This window comes from Streptomyces sp. BBFR2 (assembly GCF_044497305.1).
Lineage (GTDB): Bacteria > Actinomycetota > Actinomycetes > Streptomycetales > Streptomycetaceae > Streptomyces.
Window position 1 is genome coordinate 5,930,809 of record NZ_CP172415.1, and the last position, 15,471, is coordinate 5,946,279.

15 protein-coding genes and 7 tRNA genes are annotated in these 15,471 nt (G+C 74.6%); 12 read left to right on the top strand and 10 right to left on the bottom strand.

Going from position 1 to position 15,471, the window contains the following annotated elements; translation table 11 throughout:
• Positions 1–78 precede the first annotated feature (78 nt).
• Positions 79–1,308, top strand: a complete 1,230-nt coding sequence (gene cobA, locus ACGH2B_RS24175) for a uroporphyrinogen-III C-methyltransferase (RefSeq protein ID WP_399093699.1) — start codon at positions 79–81, stop codon at positions 1,306–1,308.
• Between the two features lie 53 nt (positions 1,309–1,361).
• Complete coding sequence (locus tag ACGH2B_RS24180) at positions 1,362–2,189, top strand: TrmH family RNA methyltransferase (protein ID WP_399093702.1); 828 nt, start codon at positions 1,362–1,364, stop codon at positions 2,187–2,189.
• A 604-nt stretch (positions 2,190–2,793) separates the two neighbouring features.
• On the opposite strand, the gene ACGH2B_RS24185 is transcribed toward ACGH2B_RS24180, so the two are convergent.
• Positions 2,794–4,164 carry a protein kinase gene (locus tag ACGH2B_RS24185; protein ID WP_399093705.1) on the bottom strand — a complete coding sequence of 457 codons (1,371 nt, stop codon included), beginning with the start codon at positions 4,162–4,164 and terminating at the stop codon, positions 2,794–2,796.
• A gap of 660 nt (positions 4,165–4,824) precedes the next feature.
• Here ACGH2B_RS24185 and ACGH2B_RS24190 point away from each other — a divergent pair.
• Positions 4,825–5,034: a hypothetical protein gene (locus ACGH2B_RS24190; protein WP_399093708.1), complete on the top strand. Its 210-nt coding sequence runs from the start codon at positions 4,825–4,827 to the stop codon at positions 5,032–5,034.
• Between the two features lie 270 nt (positions 5,035–5,304).
• Here ACGH2B_RS24190 and ACGH2B_RS24195 read toward each other — a convergent pair.
• The 5 genes from ACGH2B_RS24195 to ACGH2B_RS24215 all read right to left on the bottom strand — a co-directional run bounded on the left by ACGH2B_RS24195 (position 5,305) and on the right by ACGH2B_RS24215 (position 5,768).
• A tRNA-Val gene (locus ACGH2B_RS24195) sits at positions 5,305–5,376 on the bottom strand.
• A 40-nt stretch (positions 5,377–5,416) separates the two neighbouring features.
• Positions 5,417–5,488: transfer RNA gene (locus ACGH2B_RS24200), tRNA-Val, on the bottom strand.
• 25 nt (positions 5,489–5,513) lie between these two features.
• Positions 5,514–5,585: transfer RNA gene (locus tag ACGH2B_RS24205), tRNA-Val, on the bottom strand.
• A 1-nt stretch (position 5,586) separates the two neighbouring features.
• Positions 5,587–5,660 (bottom strand) — tRNA-Cys (locus tag ACGH2B_RS24210).
• Between the two features lie 35 nt (positions 5,661–5,695).
• A tRNA-Gly gene (locus ACGH2B_RS24215) sits at positions 5,696–5,768 on the bottom strand.
• Positions 5,769–5,945: 177 nt separating this feature from the next.
• Here ACGH2B_RS24215 and ACGH2B_RS24220 point away from each other — a divergent pair.
• From ACGH2B_RS24220 to ACGH2B_RS24230, 3 genes are read left to right on the top strand one after another with little or no spacing between them, the layout of a single operon-like run.
• Positions 5,946–7,016, top strand: a complete 1,071-nt coding sequence (locus tag ACGH2B_RS24220) for a chorismate-binding protein (RefSeq protein ID WP_399093711.1) — start codon at positions 5,946–5,948, stop codon at positions 7,014–7,016.
• The gene (locus tag ACGH2B_RS24225; protein ID WP_399093714.1) at positions 7,013–7,837 is read left to right on the top strand and encodes an aminotransferase class IV; all 825 of its coding nucleotides are present in this window, start codon (positions 7,013–7,015) and stop codon (positions 7,835–7,837) included. Before ACGH2B_RS24220 ends, ACGH2B_RS24225 begins: the two co-directional genes overlap by 4 nt.
• 34 nt (positions 7,838–7,871) lie before the next feature.
• Positions 7,872–8,702: a GNAT family N-acetyltransferase gene (locus tag ACGH2B_RS24230; protein WP_399093717.1), complete on the top strand. Its 831-nt coding sequence runs from the start codon at positions 7,872–7,874 to the stop codon at positions 8,700–8,702.
• 58 nt (positions 8,703–8,760) lie between these two features.
• Here ACGH2B_RS24230 and ACGH2B_RS24235 read toward each other — a convergent pair whose 3' ends face one another.
• Entirely contained in the window at positions 8,761–9,282 is a 522-nt protein-coding gene (locus ACGH2B_RS24235; RefSeq protein ID WP_399093720.1) for a DsbA family protein, read from the bottom strand.
• A gap of 171 nt (positions 9,283–9,453) precedes the next feature.
• Between ACGH2B_RS24235 and ACGH2B_RS24240 the strand changes: the two genes are divergently transcribed.
• Both ACGH2B_RS24240 and ACGH2B_RS24245 read left to right on the top strand, forming a co-directional pair.
• Complete coding sequence (locus tag ACGH2B_RS24240) at positions 9,454–9,891, top strand: hypothetical protein (RefSeq protein ID WP_399093723.1); 438 nt, start codon at positions 9,454–9,456, stop codon at positions 9,889–9,891.
• A 68-nt stretch (positions 9,892–9,959) separates the two neighbouring features.
• Complete coding sequence (locus ACGH2B_RS24245) at positions 9,960–10,115, top strand: hypothetical protein (RefSeq protein WP_399093725.1); 156 nt, start codon at positions 9,960–9,962, stop codon at positions 10,113–10,115.
• Positions 10,116–10,139: 24 nt separating this feature from the next.
• On the opposite strand, the gene ACGH2B_RS24250 is transcribed toward ACGH2B_RS24245, so the two are convergent.
• Positions 10,140–10,700 (bottom strand): CGNR zinc finger domain-containing protein, encoded by a 561-nt coding sequence (locus ACGH2B_RS24250; protein ID WP_399093728.1) that lies wholly within the window; start codon positions 10,698–10,700, stop codon positions 10,140–10,142.
• 226 nt (positions 10,701–10,926) lie between these two features.
• Positions 10,927–11,340 (bottom strand): SsgA family sporulation/cell division regulator, encoded by a 414-nt coding sequence (locus ACGH2B_RS24255; RefSeq protein WP_003959770.1) that lies wholly within the window; start codon positions 11,338–11,340, stop codon positions 10,927–10,929.
• Positions 11,341–11,909: 569 nt separating this feature from the next.
• Here ACGH2B_RS24255 and ACGH2B_RS24260 point away from each other — a divergent pair.
• The 3 genes from ACGH2B_RS24260 (at position 11,910) to ACGH2B_RS24270 (ending at position 12,730) form a co-directional block, all read left to right on the top strand.
• Positions 11,910–11,981, top strand: a tRNA-Val gene (locus ACGH2B_RS24260).
• An 85-nt stretch (positions 11,982–12,066) separates the two neighbouring features.
• On the top strand, positions 12,067–12,528 hold the full coding sequence (locus ACGH2B_RS24265) for an SRPBCC family protein (RefSeq protein ID WP_399093731.1): 462 nt from the start codon (positions 12,067–12,069) through the stop codon (positions 12,526–12,528).
• A gap of 130 nt (positions 12,529–12,658) precedes the next feature.
• Positions 12,659–12,730: transfer RNA gene (locus tag ACGH2B_RS24270), tRNA-Val, on the top strand.
• Positions 12,731–12,831: 101 nt separating this feature from the next.
• Here the strand turns inward: ACGH2B_RS24270 and ACGH2B_RS24275 are convergent.
• The gene (locus tag ACGH2B_RS24275; protein WP_399093734.1) at positions 12,832–13,584 is read right to left on the bottom strand and encodes a 3'-5' exonuclease; all 753 of its coding nucleotides are present in this window, start codon (positions 13,582–13,584) and stop codon (positions 12,832–12,834) included.
• A 442-nt stretch (positions 13,585–14,026) separates the two neighbouring features.
• On the opposite strand from ACGH2B_RS24275, the gene ACGH2B_RS24280 reads away from it, so the two are divergent.
• On the top strand, positions 14,027–15,163 hold the full coding sequence (locus ACGH2B_RS24280) for a hypothetical protein (RefSeq protein ID WP_399093737.1): 1,137 nt from the start codon (positions 14,027–14,029) through the stop codon (positions 15,161–15,163).
• Positions 15,164–15,471: the final 308 nt, after the last annotated feature.

The window sequence follows — 15,471 nt, forward strand, 5'->3', positions numbered from 1 at the left end:
GGACGCCTCCCCGCCGTTCCACCGCCGCAGCGGCCCGTCCCCGCCGCAGCCGCCCCATCCGCACAAGGAGCCGTACCCATGGCCGAGCACGCCGCCGAACACGCCGCCTACCCCGTCGGCCTGCGCCTGTCGGGCCGCCGCGTCGTCGTCCTCGGCGCCGGCCAGGTCGCCCAGCGCCGGCTGCCCGCCCTCCTCGCCGCCGGCGCCGACGTCCTGCTCGTCTCGCCGTCGGCCACCCCCTCCGTCGAGGCGATGGCCGACACCGGCGAACTGCGCTGGGAGCGCCGCCGCTACCGCCCCGGCGACCTCGACGGCGCCTGGTACGCCCTGATCTCCACCGACGACCCCGAGGCCAACGCCGCCGCCTCCCGCGAGGCCGAGGAACGCCGCGTCTGGGCCGTACGCTCCGACGACGCCGAGGCCGCCACCGCCTGGACCCCGGCCACCGGCCACAGCGAAGGCGTCACCGTCGCCGTCCTCACCGGCCGCGACCCGCGCCGCTCCGCCGCCGTCCGCGACGCCGTCGTCGAGGGCCTGCGCGACGGCTCCCTCGCCGCCCCGCACCACCGGGCCCGCACCAAGGGCGTCGCCCTCGTCGGCGGCGGACCCGGCGACCCGGACCTGATCACCGTGCGCGGCCGCCGGCTGCTCGCCGAGGCGGACGTCGTCATCGCCGACCGCCTCGGCCCCCGCGACCTCCTCGCCGAACTCCCGCCGCACGTCGAGATCATCGACGCGGCGAAGATCCCCTACGGCCGGTTCATGGCGCAGGAGGCCATCAACCAGGCCCTCATCGACCACGCCAGGGCGGGCAAGGCCGTGGTCCGGCTCAAGGGCGGCGACCCCTTCGTCTTCGGCCGCGGTATGGAGGAGGCCCAGGCGCTCGCCGAGGCGGGCATCCCCTGCACCGTCGTCCCCGGCATCTCCAGCACCATCTCGGTGCCCGGCGCCGCCGGTATCCCCGTCACCCACCGCGGCGTCGCCCATGAGTTCACCGTCGTCAGCGGCCATGTCGCCCCCGACGACCCGCGCTCCCTCGTCGACTGGCCCGCCCTCGCCCGGCTGCGCGGCACCCTCGTCGTCCTGATGGGCGTCGCCAACAGCGCCGCCATCGCCGCCACCCTCATGGCTCACGGCCGCTCCGGCGACACCCCCGCCGCCGTCGTCCAGGAGGGCACCACCGCCGCCCAGCGCCGCGTCGACGCCACCCTCGCCACCCTCGGCGAGCGGGTCACGGCCGAGGGCGTGCGGCCCCCGGCGGTCCTCGTCATCGGGGACGTCGTCGCCGTCGGCGGTACCGCCGAGTAGCCCTTCCCGTCCCCGGCATTGGCTCCCCGACACCGACAAGGCACTATCTCCCCGTGGCAGAAATCATCACCGTCGACGACCCCGACGACCCCCGGCTGTACGACTACACCGGCCTGACCGACGTCGCACTGCGCCGCCGCCGGGAGCCCGCCGAGGGCCTGTTCATCGCCGAGGGCGAGAAGGTCATCCGCCGCGCCCGGCACGCCGGTTACCAGATGCGCTCGATGCTGCTCTCCGCCAAGTGGGTCGACGTCATGCGCGACGTCATCGACGAGGTCCCGGCGCCGGTCTACGCGGTCACCCCCGAACTGGCCGAGCGGGTCACCGGCTACCACGTCCACCGCGGTGCCCTCGCCTCCATGCGGCGCGAACCGCTCCCGGACGCCGCTACGCTGCTCACCACGGCCGGCCGCGACGGCGCGGCGCCCGTGCGGCGCATCGCCCTCTTCGAGGACATCGTCGACCACGCCAACCTCGGCGCCGCCTTCCGCAACGCCGCGGCCCTCGGCGTCGACGCCGTCTTCCTCACGCCCCGCTGCGCCGACCCCTTCTACCGGCGGTCGGTGAAGGTGTCGATGGGCGCGGTCTTCCACGTCCCCTGGACCCGGCTGACCTCCTGGCCGGCGGAGATCGACCTCTTCCGCCGGGAAGGGTTCGTGACGGCCGCCCTCTGCCTCGCCGAGAAGTCGATCACCGTCGACGAACTGGCCGCCCGCCGCTACGAGAAGCTGGCGCTCATGCTCGGCACCGAAGGCGACGGCCTGTCGGTCGAGGCGCTGCGCGCGGCCGACGAATGGGTCCGGATCCCGATGGCGGCAGGCGTGGACTCCCTCAACGTCGCCGCGGCGTCGGCGGTGGCCTTCTACGCGACGCGCCCCTGACCACACGGCGGAATCCGGCCGACGGGACAACGGGGCGGCGGAGCCGCCGGGAAAGGCAGGAGAAAGCCCGCCCCTCGGAGCGCCCTCCCACCCTGCCCCGTACCCGTATGCCCCGCGGGAACCGCCCGGCACCGCGGGCCATATCGCGCCCTCATCGTGCGGAGCGACGAAGGACCCCGACGAGTACGGGCTTTTCCGTCCCCCGGCGATGAAATGTGCACTCACCCCCGGCCACGGAAATACGGTGAGCGCCGCCGCCCGGAGCGTGTACGGGGAAAGCACCCCGGAAGAATCCCGGACGGAATCCGGTGCGCACGAGAGGAATCCGCATCCGGTGCGCACGAGGGAAATTCCGCCGGACGCCGGGTGGAGAATTCCGCGGCGCCCGGCGGAATTCCCGCTCCGGCAGCGGAAATGCGGGGGAGGACAGCGGGGCGCCGACCGGCCGGCGCGGATCGGGTCGGCGCCCGCAGAGCCGCCCGGCCCGGCGGGGGGACGCGTACAGCCGCCTTCCGCCCGCCCCGGAAACACGTCAGGCCCACCCCCGGAGCCCGGCCCCGGACGTACGGCCGCGTTACCCGCCCGCGTTCCGCCGCGACGCGGCTCAGCCCGCCGCGCCTCCGGCGGAACCATCGCCTCCGTCGGACGGCCCCGGCACCGCCCCCGCGACGCCCGGCCCGGCCGGTACGGACCGCCCGCCCAGCCCGCGGGTCGGCCCCTGGCAGCCCTGCGCCGCCGCGATACCCAGCGCGACCAGCAGCGTCACCGTCACGAACACCAGGATCCGCTGCCGCATCAACCGCCGGTCGGGCCCCGGCCGACGGCCGCCCGCGGTCGGCCGCGACGGCGTCCGGCGGCCCCCGCCGGGCCGCGCCGCGGGCACCTTCCCCGCGGGCCGTCCGCCGCTCTGCCGAGGCCCCGGGGACGAGACGGGCCCGGCGCCCCGCGCCCCCGCCTCCCGCTGCGGTGGCCGGGACGTCCCCCCGGCCGCCGGACGCGGCGCGGGCGTCCCGGCCGTGCCCCGCTCGGTGCGTTGACGCGCGTAGGCATCGGCGCGCCGCCCGGTGGGCCGCTCGCCGGGACGCCGGGCTTCCCGGGCGGGCCCGGCCGCCGCGCCGCCGAGGGCACCGTCCTGCGCGACGCCCGACAGCCCGTGCGCCTCGCGGGCGGCGATCTCCTTCAGCCGCAACGACAGCGACAACGTACTGGGCCGGTCCGCCGGATCCTTCGCCAGACAGGCCGCCAGCAGCGGCGCCAACGCGTCCGGCACCCCGGCGAGCTGCGCCTCCTCGTGCACCACGCGGTAGAGCATCACCTCAGAACTGCCCTGCCCGAAGGGGGAGTCGGCGGTACAGGCGTACGCGAGGGTGGCGCCCAGCGCGAAGATGTCCGTCGCCGGGGCCACCGCGGCGCCCCGCACCTGCTCGGGCGCGAGAAATCCGGGCGAGCCCACGGCCGTCCCGACATGCGTCAGCGTGCTGGCACCGGTCGCCCAGGCGATCCCGAAGTCGATGATCCGCGGCCCCTTGGGGGACAGCAGGATGTTGGACGGTTTCAGGTCACGGTGGACCACGCCCGCGTCATGGACGGCGAGCAGCCCCTCGGACAGTGCCGCCCCGATCGACGCGACCTGCGCGGGATCGAGCGGCCCCTCCTCGTTCACCTTGTCGTGCAGCGACGGGCCCGGTACGTACTGGGTGGCGAACCACGGGCGGTCCGCGTCCAGATCGGCGGCGACCAGCCGCGCCGTGCAGCCGCCCCGGATCCGCCGGGCGGCCGACACCTCCCGCGCGAACCGCGAACGGAACTCCTGGTCCTCCGCGAGATCCGGGCGGATCACCTTCAGCGCCACCCGCTGCCCGCGCTTGTCCGAGCCGAGGTAGACGACGCCCATCCCGCCCGCACCGAGCCGCCGGTGCAGCCGGAACGTCCCGACGACACGCGGGTCCTCGCGCCGGAGCCGCATCATCGCCATGTCCGTCCCCTACCTGCGGTGGGCAAGACCCACTCCGTGCCAACCGTCTGACGTGGCACAGCTTACGGATTGACGGCCCGGCGCGCTGAGAGGCCGCGCACGAGCCCCCGGAGGGCACCACCGTCACCGGCGACACCCCCGCACCACAGGGCGATTTCCGGCCGACCACCCGCCCTTGCCCGCTCCTCGCCCCAACCCCCGCCTCCAGCAGGGACATTGACCCGCCGGACCACCTCCGCACGCCGGCCCCGCCGTACGCCCGGGAAGGATGCCACCGCGCCCAAGTCGCGGCGGACCGGGCGGAATCCGGGCCGCCCCGGACGCCGGCGGGCGGCCCCCACCATCCCGGGAGTGAGAGAAGTCACCCGTTGGGGTTTCTGTCCGCGCGCGACCGGGATGCGCCTGCCGCCCCGGGACCGGACAACTCGCCCTCCCCGCCGCACCGGAGCACCGCCCGCCTCAGTGGCACCTTGAGCCCGTTCTGCAACCAGCGGAGTACGTCCCCCGCCCGCCCTCCTCCTCCCGTAGGCCGCTCACCGGTACGACGGGCTGACGCCCGGAACCCGCCCACCTGCCTACTGTGGAGCCCGAGCGGCGGGCGCCGTAGCTCGTCCCCCGAGATTCCACGCCCGCCGCCACCACCACACGACAGGAGCCGGGATGACGGACCCCCAGGGGCGCACGGCATCGTGGGCACGGTGGCGCGAACGCGTCGCTCCGCCCGCCGCCCGCCGCGCTTCGGGCACCCGCCATCCGCTGCTCGCGGTCGCCATGGCGCTGCCGCTCGCGCTCCTGCTCGGTGTGGTCTTCGGCGGCTGGGAAGCCGTCATGACACAGGCGTCGTCCGTGGCCGTGACGCTGGGGCGCTGAACGGCGCCCCGGTCCCGGGAGAGCGGCCCGGGACGGGGGAAGCGCGGCCCAGCCCCGTGGGGACGGGGGTGGCGCGGACGGCACGAGTGGCCGGGCATCTGGGGAGATGCCCGGCCACCGGGTTTCTCCGGCCCAGGTGAGATCTCCGCGGATCCGCCCCCGTACGCCAACTCCCCGCTCCTGTACGGCGGATGAGCGGCACCGGCAAAGTTCCGGCAACGCCGAAGGGCCGGAGCGACTGACGCCGCTCCGGCCCTTCGTTCTTCTCTGTGGACGATACTGGGATTGAACCAGTGACCTCTTCCGTGTCAGGGAAGCGCTCTCCCGCTGAGCTAATCGTCCTCGGGACCATGGCGAACCGAAATCCTCCATGGGTACTGCGTGCGCGATACTGGGATTGAACCAGTGACCTCTTCCGTGTCAGGGAAGCGCTCTCCCGCTGAGCTAATCGCGCGGGGCCCGTCGATCTTACCGGGCAGTGGACGATACTGGGATTGAACCAGTGACCTCTTCCGTGTCAGGGAAGCGCTCTCCCGCTGAGCTAATCGTCCTTGGAGGTGGAGACGGGATTTGAACCCGTGTAGACGGCTTTGCAGGCCGTTGCCTCGCCTCTCGGCCACTCCACCTGGAGCGTAGGGGTTCGGGAAGATCCCCCACTTCGAGCGGACGACGAGACTCGAACTCGCGACATCCACCTTGGCAAGGTGGTGCTCTACCAACTGAGCTACGTCCGCAGGTGACTCTCCCGGACCGGGTCCGGGAAGCTACCGGGCCTCCGGGGCGCTTGCGCTTCCCGGCGACGTGTTGAACTCTAGCGGATTCCCGGGCCAGCACAAAAACGCGTTTGCGCAGGTGCCACGCGTCCGGCTCGCCCACGGCGCCGGACGGGGCCGCGACCTAGACTCGCTGACGTGCACGACCTCCCTCCCGTGGCCCGCTTCGGCGGCCGCATCGCCACCGATCTCCGCGACGTCACCACCGACCCCGCAGCCCTGGATTCCACAGGCTGGTGGGCGGTGGTGGCCGGGTTCGAGGGGGAGGTGATCTGCGCCCGCTTCGCCGACGTCCGGCCCGCCACCCCGGCCGACGCCCCCGACCCCCGCGCCTGGCACGGACCCGCCCCCGGGGCCTGGCGCACCTCCCTGGACCGCGCCGCCTACATGGACGGGGTGCGCCGCATACGCGCGTACATAGGGACGGGGGACGTCTATCAGGTGAACCTCTGCCGGGTGCTGAGCGCGCCGCTGCCCGATCCGGACCGCAGCGACATCGACGCGCTCACCGCCGTACTGGCCCTCGGCAACCCCGCGCCGTACGCGGGCACGATCCGGCTCCCGGCGCACGGCGTCGAGGTCGCCACCGCCTCGCCCGAGCTGTACCTGCGCCGCGACGGGCACACCGTCGACTCCGGCCCCATCAAGGGGACCGGGCGCACCGCCGCCGATCTGACGGACAAGGACCGCGCGGAGAACGTGATGATCGTCGACCTGGTCCGCAACGACCTCGGCCGGGCCTGCGCCACCGGCAGCGTCACCGTCCCCGCGCTCTGTGCCGTCGAGGAACACCCCGGCCTCGTCCACCTCGTCTCCACCGTCCGCGGCGAGATCGCGGAGCACCGCCTCAAGAGCGCCTGGGCCGACCTCCTCACCGCCACCTTCCCGCCCGGCTCGGTCACCGGCGCCCCCAAGGAGAGCGCGCTGCGGATCATCGGCGAGCTGGAGACGGCGCCCCGCGGCCCGTACTGCGGCGGCGTCGGCTGGGTCGACGCCGACCGCGGCACCGGGGAGCTGGCCGTCGGCATCCGCACCTTCTGGATCGACCGCGCCGGGAGGGACGGGCCCGAGCTGCGGTTCGGCGCGGGCGCCGGGATCATCTGGGACTCCGACCCCGAGCGGGAGTGGGCGGAGACCGAGCTGAAGGCGCGCCGGCTGCTCGCGGTAGCGTCGGGCGAGCACGGTGTGAACGGAAGGACAGGGCGATGAAGATCTGGCTGGACGGCGAACTGCGGGAGGCCGGCGGCGCCCGGGTGTCCGTCTTCGATCACGGTCTGACGGTCGGCGACGGTGTCTTCGAGACCGTCAAGGCCGAGGGCGGCCGGGCCTTCGCCCTCACCCGCCACCTGGAGCGGCTGGCGTACTCCGCCCGCGGCCTGGGACTGCCCGAACCGGACCTCGACGAGGTGCGCCGCGGCTGCGCCGCCGTCCTCGACGCCCACCCGGTGCCGCTCGGCCGTCTGCGGATCACCTACACCGGCGGCGAATCCCCCCTCGGCTCCGACCGCGGCGACGCCCCCGCCACCCTGGTCATCGCCCTCGGCGAGGCGACCCGCCGCCCCGACACCACCGCCGCCGTCACCGTCCCCTGGGTACGGAACGAACGCGGTGCGCTCACCGGGCTGAAGACCACCTCGTACGGCGAGAACGTCGTCGCGCTCGCCCGCGCCCGGGAACGCGGCGCCTCCGAGGCGCTGTTCGCCAACACCGTCGGCGCGCTCTGCGAGGGCACCGGCTCCAACGTCTTCGTCGTCCTCGACGGCGAACTGCACACCCCGACACTGGCCTCCGGCTGCCTGGCGGGCATCACCCGCGCCCTCACCATCGCCTGGGCGGGCGCCAAGGAGACCGATCTGCCGCTGGACGTCCTGGAGAGCGCCGAGGAGATCTTCCTGACGTCCACGCTCCGCGACGTCCAGGCGGTGACGCGGATCGACGGCCGGCGACTCGGCGACGCGCCGGGCCCGGTGACACGCGCCGCGATGCGCGCCTTCGACGCGGGCGCCGCCGCCGACTTCGACCCGCGGTGAGATGACGGGCCGCGGCGGCGGGTAGAAGGCCCTCGTGACCACCACGCTGCGTCCCGCGGGACCGGAGGACCGAAGCGGCGCGGGCCACCGCGCCCGCCGCTACGACATCTGCGACAACAGCCGCCGGGTGGGCGGCGTCCGCCTCACCACCGACCCGCTCACCGGGCCCGCCACCGGCCTCATCGAGGCGCTGGAGGTGGACGCCGCCGACCGCCGCCGCGGCCGGGCCACCGTCGCCGCGCTCGCCGCCGAGGAGGTGCTGCGCGGCTGGGGCTGCCGCCGTATCGCGCTGACCGTCCCCGCCGGCGCGGAGGGCGCCCTGCGCCTCGCGGCGGCCCTGGGGTACACCGAACGCGCCCGGCACCTCGCCAAGGTGATCGTCGGGGCACCGCCGCTGCCGCCCGGCGCCGAGGACCGTCCGCTGGCGGCCGCCGCCTACCCCGACTGGCGCGCCGCCGCCGTCGCGGACCGCGCCCGCCTGCTCGCCGCACCGGGCCTGACCTCGGAAGAAGCCGCACAGGCGGCGGAGGCCGAGCACCGCGCGCTGCTTGTGGAGGGCGCCGCCACCCCGCACCACGCGCTGCGGACCCTCACGGTCGGCGGCACCGGCGTCGGCCACGTCTGGACCGACCTGCGGCCGCCGGACCTGCCGGGCGGCCGCGTCCTCGACCTCCTCGTGGCCCCGGAGCACCGCGGCCACGGCCACGGCCGGGCCCTGCTGGGCGTCGCGGAGCGGGAGTGCCTGGCCGCCGGGGTGCCCCTCGTCGCCCTGACCGTCCGCACGGACGACACCGCCGCACGCGGCCTCGCCACGGCCTGCGGGTACCGCCCCACCGGATTCCTGCTGGCCAAACCGCTGCTCTGAGCCGCGGCCCGGCCTTCGGGGCCCTCGCCCGCCGCGTCCCGCGAGGGCCGGGAAACCCCTAGGTGAGCAGCCGGTCCGCGATCTCCTCGATCCGGGCGCGCAGCCCTTCCTGGCTCGCGCTGCCGTCCAGCAGCTCCCCGCCGATGACGTACGTGGGGGTGCCCCGCACGCCGATCGCCTTGCCCTCGGCGTGGTCGGCGTCGACGATCAGCAGATGGCGGCCGTCGATCAGCGCGGTGTCCAGCTCGTCGGAGTCCAGTCCCAGGGTGTCCGCGACCTCCAGCAGCAGCCGTTCGCCGGAGCGGCCCAGCTCCTCGGTGCGGGCCAGCACCGCCTCGGTGAACTCCCGGCCCTTGCCCTGCTCGGCGGCTTCCTCTGCCGCCTGCGCCGCCGCGTAGGCGTACTTGTGCTTCTCCAGGGGGAAGTGCCGCAGCCGGATCTCCAGCCGGTCGCCGTAGCGCTCGCGCAGGGCCCGCAGATCGTCCTGGGCGGCGTGGCAGTCCGGGCACTGCAGCTCGCACCAGACGTCCAGGACGACGGGCGTGGCGGACGGGGTGCCGGTGGCGGGGGAGTCGTTCATGGGGCCAGTCTTCCAGTCCGCCGGGCGGGAGGGGCTACAGGGCCTCGGGAGGAGGCCGACCCGGAGATCTCCCTGATCATCACCGCCGGGCATGGCACCCGGGGCGCCGGGCAGGGCAGGATGGAGGAGGGGACGCAGAGTGCTCCCTCCCACCCAGGGCAGGAGGACCCGATGCTGACATCGACCGTATGCGCCGCGGTGTCGGCGGCGGGCCTGGCCGTCGCCGCGCTGACGGCCTACCGCAAGCGTTTCCTCGCCGCGACGCGCATCGCGGCGTTCGCCCTCATCCCGGTCGGCCTGGCGATGACCGGCATCATCGACTGGATCACGGGGCTGGTCCTGAAGCCGACGGTCTGGGCCGGGTTCGGTCTGCTGGCGGTCTCGGCCGTGCTGTTCGTGATCGGCCGCGCCGTGGAGCGCCGCCGGGGCGGCGCCGGCAGCCGCAAGGAGCGCCGGGCAGCCCGCCGGGCGATGGTCGCCCCGGGCGCCGCCGCACCCTCCCTCGGCTCCGGCCCCACGGGGCCCCGGCCTGCGGGCAAGGGGAAATCGGCGGCACCTGAGGATGACTTCTCGGACATCGAAGCGATCCTCAAAAAACACGGGATTTGATGAACTCCCGCCACTGAGGGGTTAATTGGGCATTCGCGACCGATCGGCTGCGCCATGATCGTCGCGAAATGAACGATGAGTGCGCCCTGGCCCGGGATGAAGCCCCGGCCCCCGAACCGCGCGGATGTCTTTTCGCGCTGTCCCAGCCGCCCCTGATGCTCTTCCTCGCCTTCATCGGCCTGCTGCTGCTGATGGGCGCCGTCCATGACCTGTTCCTCCAGTGAGGGCCGGGACGTGGCCGGTGTGCCTCAGTCCGCCGCCTCCCGCTGCCGCGCCCGGTAGGCGGCGACGTGCAGCCGGTTGCCGCAGGTCCGGCTGGAGCAGTAGCGCCGGGAGCGGTTCCGGGAGAGATCGACGAAGGCGTGGCGGCAGTCCGGCGCCTCGCAGCGCCGCAGCCGCTCCCGCTCACCCGCCACCACCAGGAACGCCAGCGCCATGCCGCAGTCGGCCGCGAGATGGTGGGCGACGGAGGCGCCCGGCGCGAAGTAGTGGACGTGCCAGTCGTAGCCGTCGTGGTCCGTCAGTTGCGGGGTGGTGCCCGCCGAGGCGATCAGCGCGTTCAGCAGCTCGGCGGCGTTGCGGTCGTCGGGAGCGGCGAAAACCTCCGCGAAGCGGGCGCGCAGGGTGCGTACGGCGGCCAGATCGGCGTCGCCGAGGGTGTCGACGCCGCTGATGGCGTGCCGCGCGGTGAACTCCCGCAGCGCGGCCGGATCGGCCAGGGTGTCCGGGCTGCCGGGCCCCTCCGGGACGGTGTTCAGCAGGTCGACGACCGTGTCCAGGGCGCACCGGGTGTCGTGCGTGATCATCACGGTTTCGCTCCCAGGCAGGGTGGAGCGGCCGGTTCACCGCTCCCGGGTCCTTGCGGAATGGTCGCCGACTCTAGCGCGTCGCCCACGCGCCGGCGCCGTCGCCGCGGTGGGTCCGCGGCGTCGGCGCCGGAGTGTGCCGTATGAACTTGTCGGTCCCGCGGCGTCTCCCCGAGTCGGACGCCGCGGACGTGTGCGGGTTGGTTGCGGTGGGTGGCTGTGGTGCGTCTCAGCTCTCCGCGAGGATGTGGGAGAGCTCCGTGTCGAGATCGAAGTGCCGATGCTCGGTACCGGGAGGTACCGCGGCATCGGTCCTTTTGAGGAACGATTCGAGGGCCCGTGCGGGGGCCTCCAGGAGGGCCTCGCCTTCCGGGGAACTCAGGGCGATGCAGACCACGCCCTGTCCGTGGCTCCGGGACGGCCAGACGCGGACGTCGCCGGTGCCGGTGGGCCGGTGCAGGCCCTCGGCGAGGAGATCGCGGGCGAAAACCCACTCGACGGTCTCCTCGGCTCCGGTGTGGAAGGTGGCATGCACGGCATAAGGATCGGCCGTGTCATACCGCAGGCCCGCCGGTACAGGCAGTGAGGACTCGCTCGACACAACGAGGCGCAGGTGCAGCTCGCAGCTGACCGTGGTGTTCATAAGCGCCAGGGCCTTTCGCTCAGTGTGCGCTCGGGGATTCGCACGTCGGCGAAATCGACATGCCACCTACGGTGCCGTTGTAAACCCCTCTGAGCGTTTTGGGTGGCTTCGGGTACCTCTGATGGCGGATTGAAAGATCGTCCCCCATGGTCATTCCGGCAGACCGAGGCACTCCGGCACGTTGGCGACGTGGATACGGAGAGTGAGGAGGCGCTCCGGCGGGGGCGCCGCGGCGATCACCGGTGCGCGTCCGTCGCGCTGCCGCTGTCGCCCCGCTCCGGCCGCGGTCCGTCGGCGCGCATGTCCGCGGCGTCGTGACCCTCGCCGCCGTTCCGCGTGATCTTCGCCGGCCACCTCGCGGCGATCGTCAACGGCGTGGCCGTGCCGCCACCCGGCCCCGGCCCCGTCCGGCGGACGGTCGCTGCCGGGCCATGCGGGCCGCCCGAGGCGCCGTACCGCTCCGCGACGTCGCGGACCCGTGTGGCGGCGCGGGCGGTGGTGACCTGTGGCGGCGGGGGCCTGTGTGGTCACGGGGGCCTGCCGACGTGGGGTAATGTGTGCCGTGCGCCGGGCGATTAGCTCAGTGGGAGAGCGCTTCGTTCACACCGAAGAGGTCACTGGTTCGAACCCAGTATCGCCCACCCCGGCCGAAGGTCCGGAGGCTCCAAGCCTCCGGGCCTTCGCGGTTGTTGGGTTCCACCGTCCTCGGGGCGGCAGACTGACCCCATGCTCTCCTGGCCGTGCGCCCTCCACCGCTACCGCTTCCGCAGCGTGTGGCTGCTGCCCGCCGCCCCGCCCGCCGTGGTCTACGCCGTCCTCGAACGCGTCGAGAGCTATCCGCTGTGGTGGCCCCAGGTGCGTGCCGTCGACCGCGCCGGTGAGCGGGGCGGGACCGCGCGCTTCCGTTCGTTCCTCCCGTACGACCTGGACGTCGTCGCCGGTGAGGCGGCGCGGGATCCGCGCGCCGGGATGCTGGAGGTGACGCTCCACGGTGATCTGGAGGGGTGGGTGCGCTGGACGGTCGCGGCGCGCGGCGGCGGGACGCGTGTCGTCTTCGAGCAGGAGGTCGAGGTGCGCAAACCGCTGCTGCGGCGGCTGGCGCTGCCCGGACGGCCGCTGTTCGTGCTCAACCACGCGTTGATGATGCGCTCCGGGCGGCGGGGGCTGGCGGCCTGGCTGGCCCGTTGACGGCGCCGGGCGGTGAGGTCCAAAGAGGGGGCGCGGGAGACGCCGTACGGGGTGCGGGAGGGAATTTGTTGGAAACCCGCGGCGGCCTGTATTGTTCACGTCGTTCGCGAGGGAAACCCCGCCGACATCCGGGCGATTAGCTCAGTGGGAGAGCGCTTCGTTCACACCGAAGAGGTCACTGGTTCGAACCCAGTATCGCCCACCGGAATCAAAGATCCGGGTCGTCAAATGGCGGCCCGGATCTTTGCGTTGCGCCGATGATTCCCGAACAGCCCGTGCCGTTCCGGACGGTGGCGCGTCCCCTCAGCCTTCCGGGGGCGCGGTGGCCGGTGCCGGTGTCCGCATCGGCCACCGCGCGTCGGCCGGAGTGGCCGCGCCGCCCGGGAACCACGTCTGCCGGTCGCGTACCTGGGCCTCGTACCACGTCGTCTGGAGGGCGTGGAGTTCGTCCGGGCGCAGGCGGGCGAGGCGGGCGGCGAAGCGGCGGCCCAGCGTGCGGGTGAGTTCCAGGACGGCGAGGGTGTCCTCGGCGGTGCGCCCGGAGCCGTTGCGGTCGTTGTCGAAGACCTTGACGTCGTAGTGGGCGCGGAGGTCGGCGAGGGTGCGGGTGCCCTTGCGGTAGCGGTCCAGACGGGTGTCGAGGACCAGCGGGTCGAGGACGTACAGCGGGTGGGTGCCCAGATACGCGGTCAGGGAGGTGGCGCGGTGGCGCGTCGCCTCGCGGTCCAGGAGCGTGAGGGTGAACGGGGCGTTCAGCACGGCCACCGGGCGGCCGGACGCCGCCTGTGAGGTCAGGGCGCGGGCGATCTCGTCCACGGCGGGCGCCGGCCAGCGGCCGCGGCGCGCGAGGTGCCCGGCGGTCAGGCCGTGCGCCGCCGCCGCGCTCCCGGAGATTTCCACGCCGGGGCTGATCAGCCAGCGGGTGAGCGCGGGGGCGGCTCCCGGGGTCTCCTGGACGGCCAGTGCCGCCGCGATGACCCGGTCGTTCTCGGGATCGTCCCCGCTCGCCCCGACGCCGAACGCCGCCAGCGGACCGTCGTACCAACTCGGCACCATCGCCCCTCCTCGCACTCCGACATCACGGCGCGGGCGCGCGGTGGCGTCCGGCCGCTCCCGGCCGGTGCCTGTGCGCCGAGCCGCCGGGGACGGCGCGACGACCCTCGGCCCGAGCAGGTGATACCCGCCCCATGGTGTCGCCGAACCGCTTTTGTTTGCGGGCCACTTGGCGGGGAGACAAACCAAGAGGACGGGACGCGGGCCCGGCGGTGGCCCGACGCCGTACCGGAGCGCTCCCGCGAGGATCAGCCCGCACCCGGCGCGGCCGTACGCCGGCGGTCCGGGCGGGCCGCCGTCCCCGCGCACCGCGTCCGCCCCGCCGCGTACCCGGGCGGGCCCGGCTGCCCTGCCGCTCCACCGGACGACCCGGCCGGCCCCGGTGACCGGCCGCGGCTCTTCGAGGACCGGGCCCGGTGCGGACCGGTCCGGGAGGGAGACCGTGATGCACCGGCCGACCGACGAACCCGCCGCGCCGGGCCCGCAACTGCCGGGCGCCGGTATCCCGCTGCCCGATCCGGCGGCCCTCGACCCCGCGATCCTCGGCGCGCTGCTGGCCCGGCACGGCTGGCACCGCACGGGCGGCCCCGGCGGGCGGTACGCGCGCTGGACCCCGCCGGGCGGCGGCGCCGGGCTGCTGGTGCCGCAGGACCGGCGCTTCCCCGAGTGCGCCGAGCTGCTCGCCGAGGCGCTGGCCACCTTGAGCGTCAGCCCGGCGCCGTACGCCCGTGAGGTGCTGCTGGGGATGGCGGCGCTCAGCGACGAGGTGCGCTGGGAGCGGCTGACGCCGGGGGAGGGATCGGTGGTGGCGCGCTGGGTGGCGCAGGAGCAGTTGCGCGGCGCGGCGCGCGCCACGCTGACCGCCGCGGCGCTGGGTAGCTGCGCCCGCGCCGGGTACTACGGGTCCCGCTACCGCGCCCACGCCGAACGTTTCCTGGCCAAGGCGCTGATCGGGCCGGCGCCGGAGGGTCGCCGGGTCGCCGCGTTCCTGCCGGTGTCGGCCGGCCGGGATCCGGTGATCACCCTGTACCGGGCGCTGCGTGCCGCCCGCGACGCCACCGACCACCGGCACGCCACCGGGGGCGACGAGGCGTTCGACGCGGCGGTGGTGTCCGGCGTCTGCCACGAGCTGGTGCAGGCGCTGATCGCGCTGGTCCACGAGGGCGGCGGCATCCGGATCACGGTGGACTGGTCGCCCGGGGCGGGCCCGCCGCCCGGCTGCCCGGTCCGCCCCGGCCCGGTGGAGTTCACCCCGGGCGACCTTCCGGCGCTGGCGGACGCCGCCCAGCGGTACGTACGGGGCGAGCCGTCGCTGCCGGTCCGGGTGACGGGCGTGGTGGTGCGGCTCCACCGGGAGCGGCCCGGCGGGGGAGTGGTGCGGCTGCGGGTGGTCTCCGGGGCGGACGTGGCACAGGTGCGGGCCGCGCTCGGCGACGACGACTACCGGGTCGCGGGCCAGGCCCATCTGATGGATGTCCCGGTCCGGATCAGCGGGCGGCTGGAGAGCCGCGGGGGGTTCCGGCGGCTGACGGGGGCGCGGGGTGTCGTTCCGGTGCCGGTGGGGGAGGCGGAGGAGCCGTGAAACCCGGCGCCCGGGGGACCGGTCCGGCCGCCGGCGACCGGCCGCCGTGGGCGCCTCCGCCCACGGGGCCGCCTCCCCGACCCGCGAACCTCGCGGCGTACCGGCGTACCGGCGTACTGGCGTACCGGCGTGCCGGCGTGCCCCGGGACGAGCCGCCCGGCCCCCGGTGACCGCCGCCCCCGAAGGCATCCGCGGCCCCATTCCTCCCGGGGCGGACGGGCCCCGGCAAACCGTTTCGCGGTCCGGGCCACGGGATCGGTACGATTTGGCTGCGCAGCAATCGCTGACGCGCAGCAGACATGACAGGA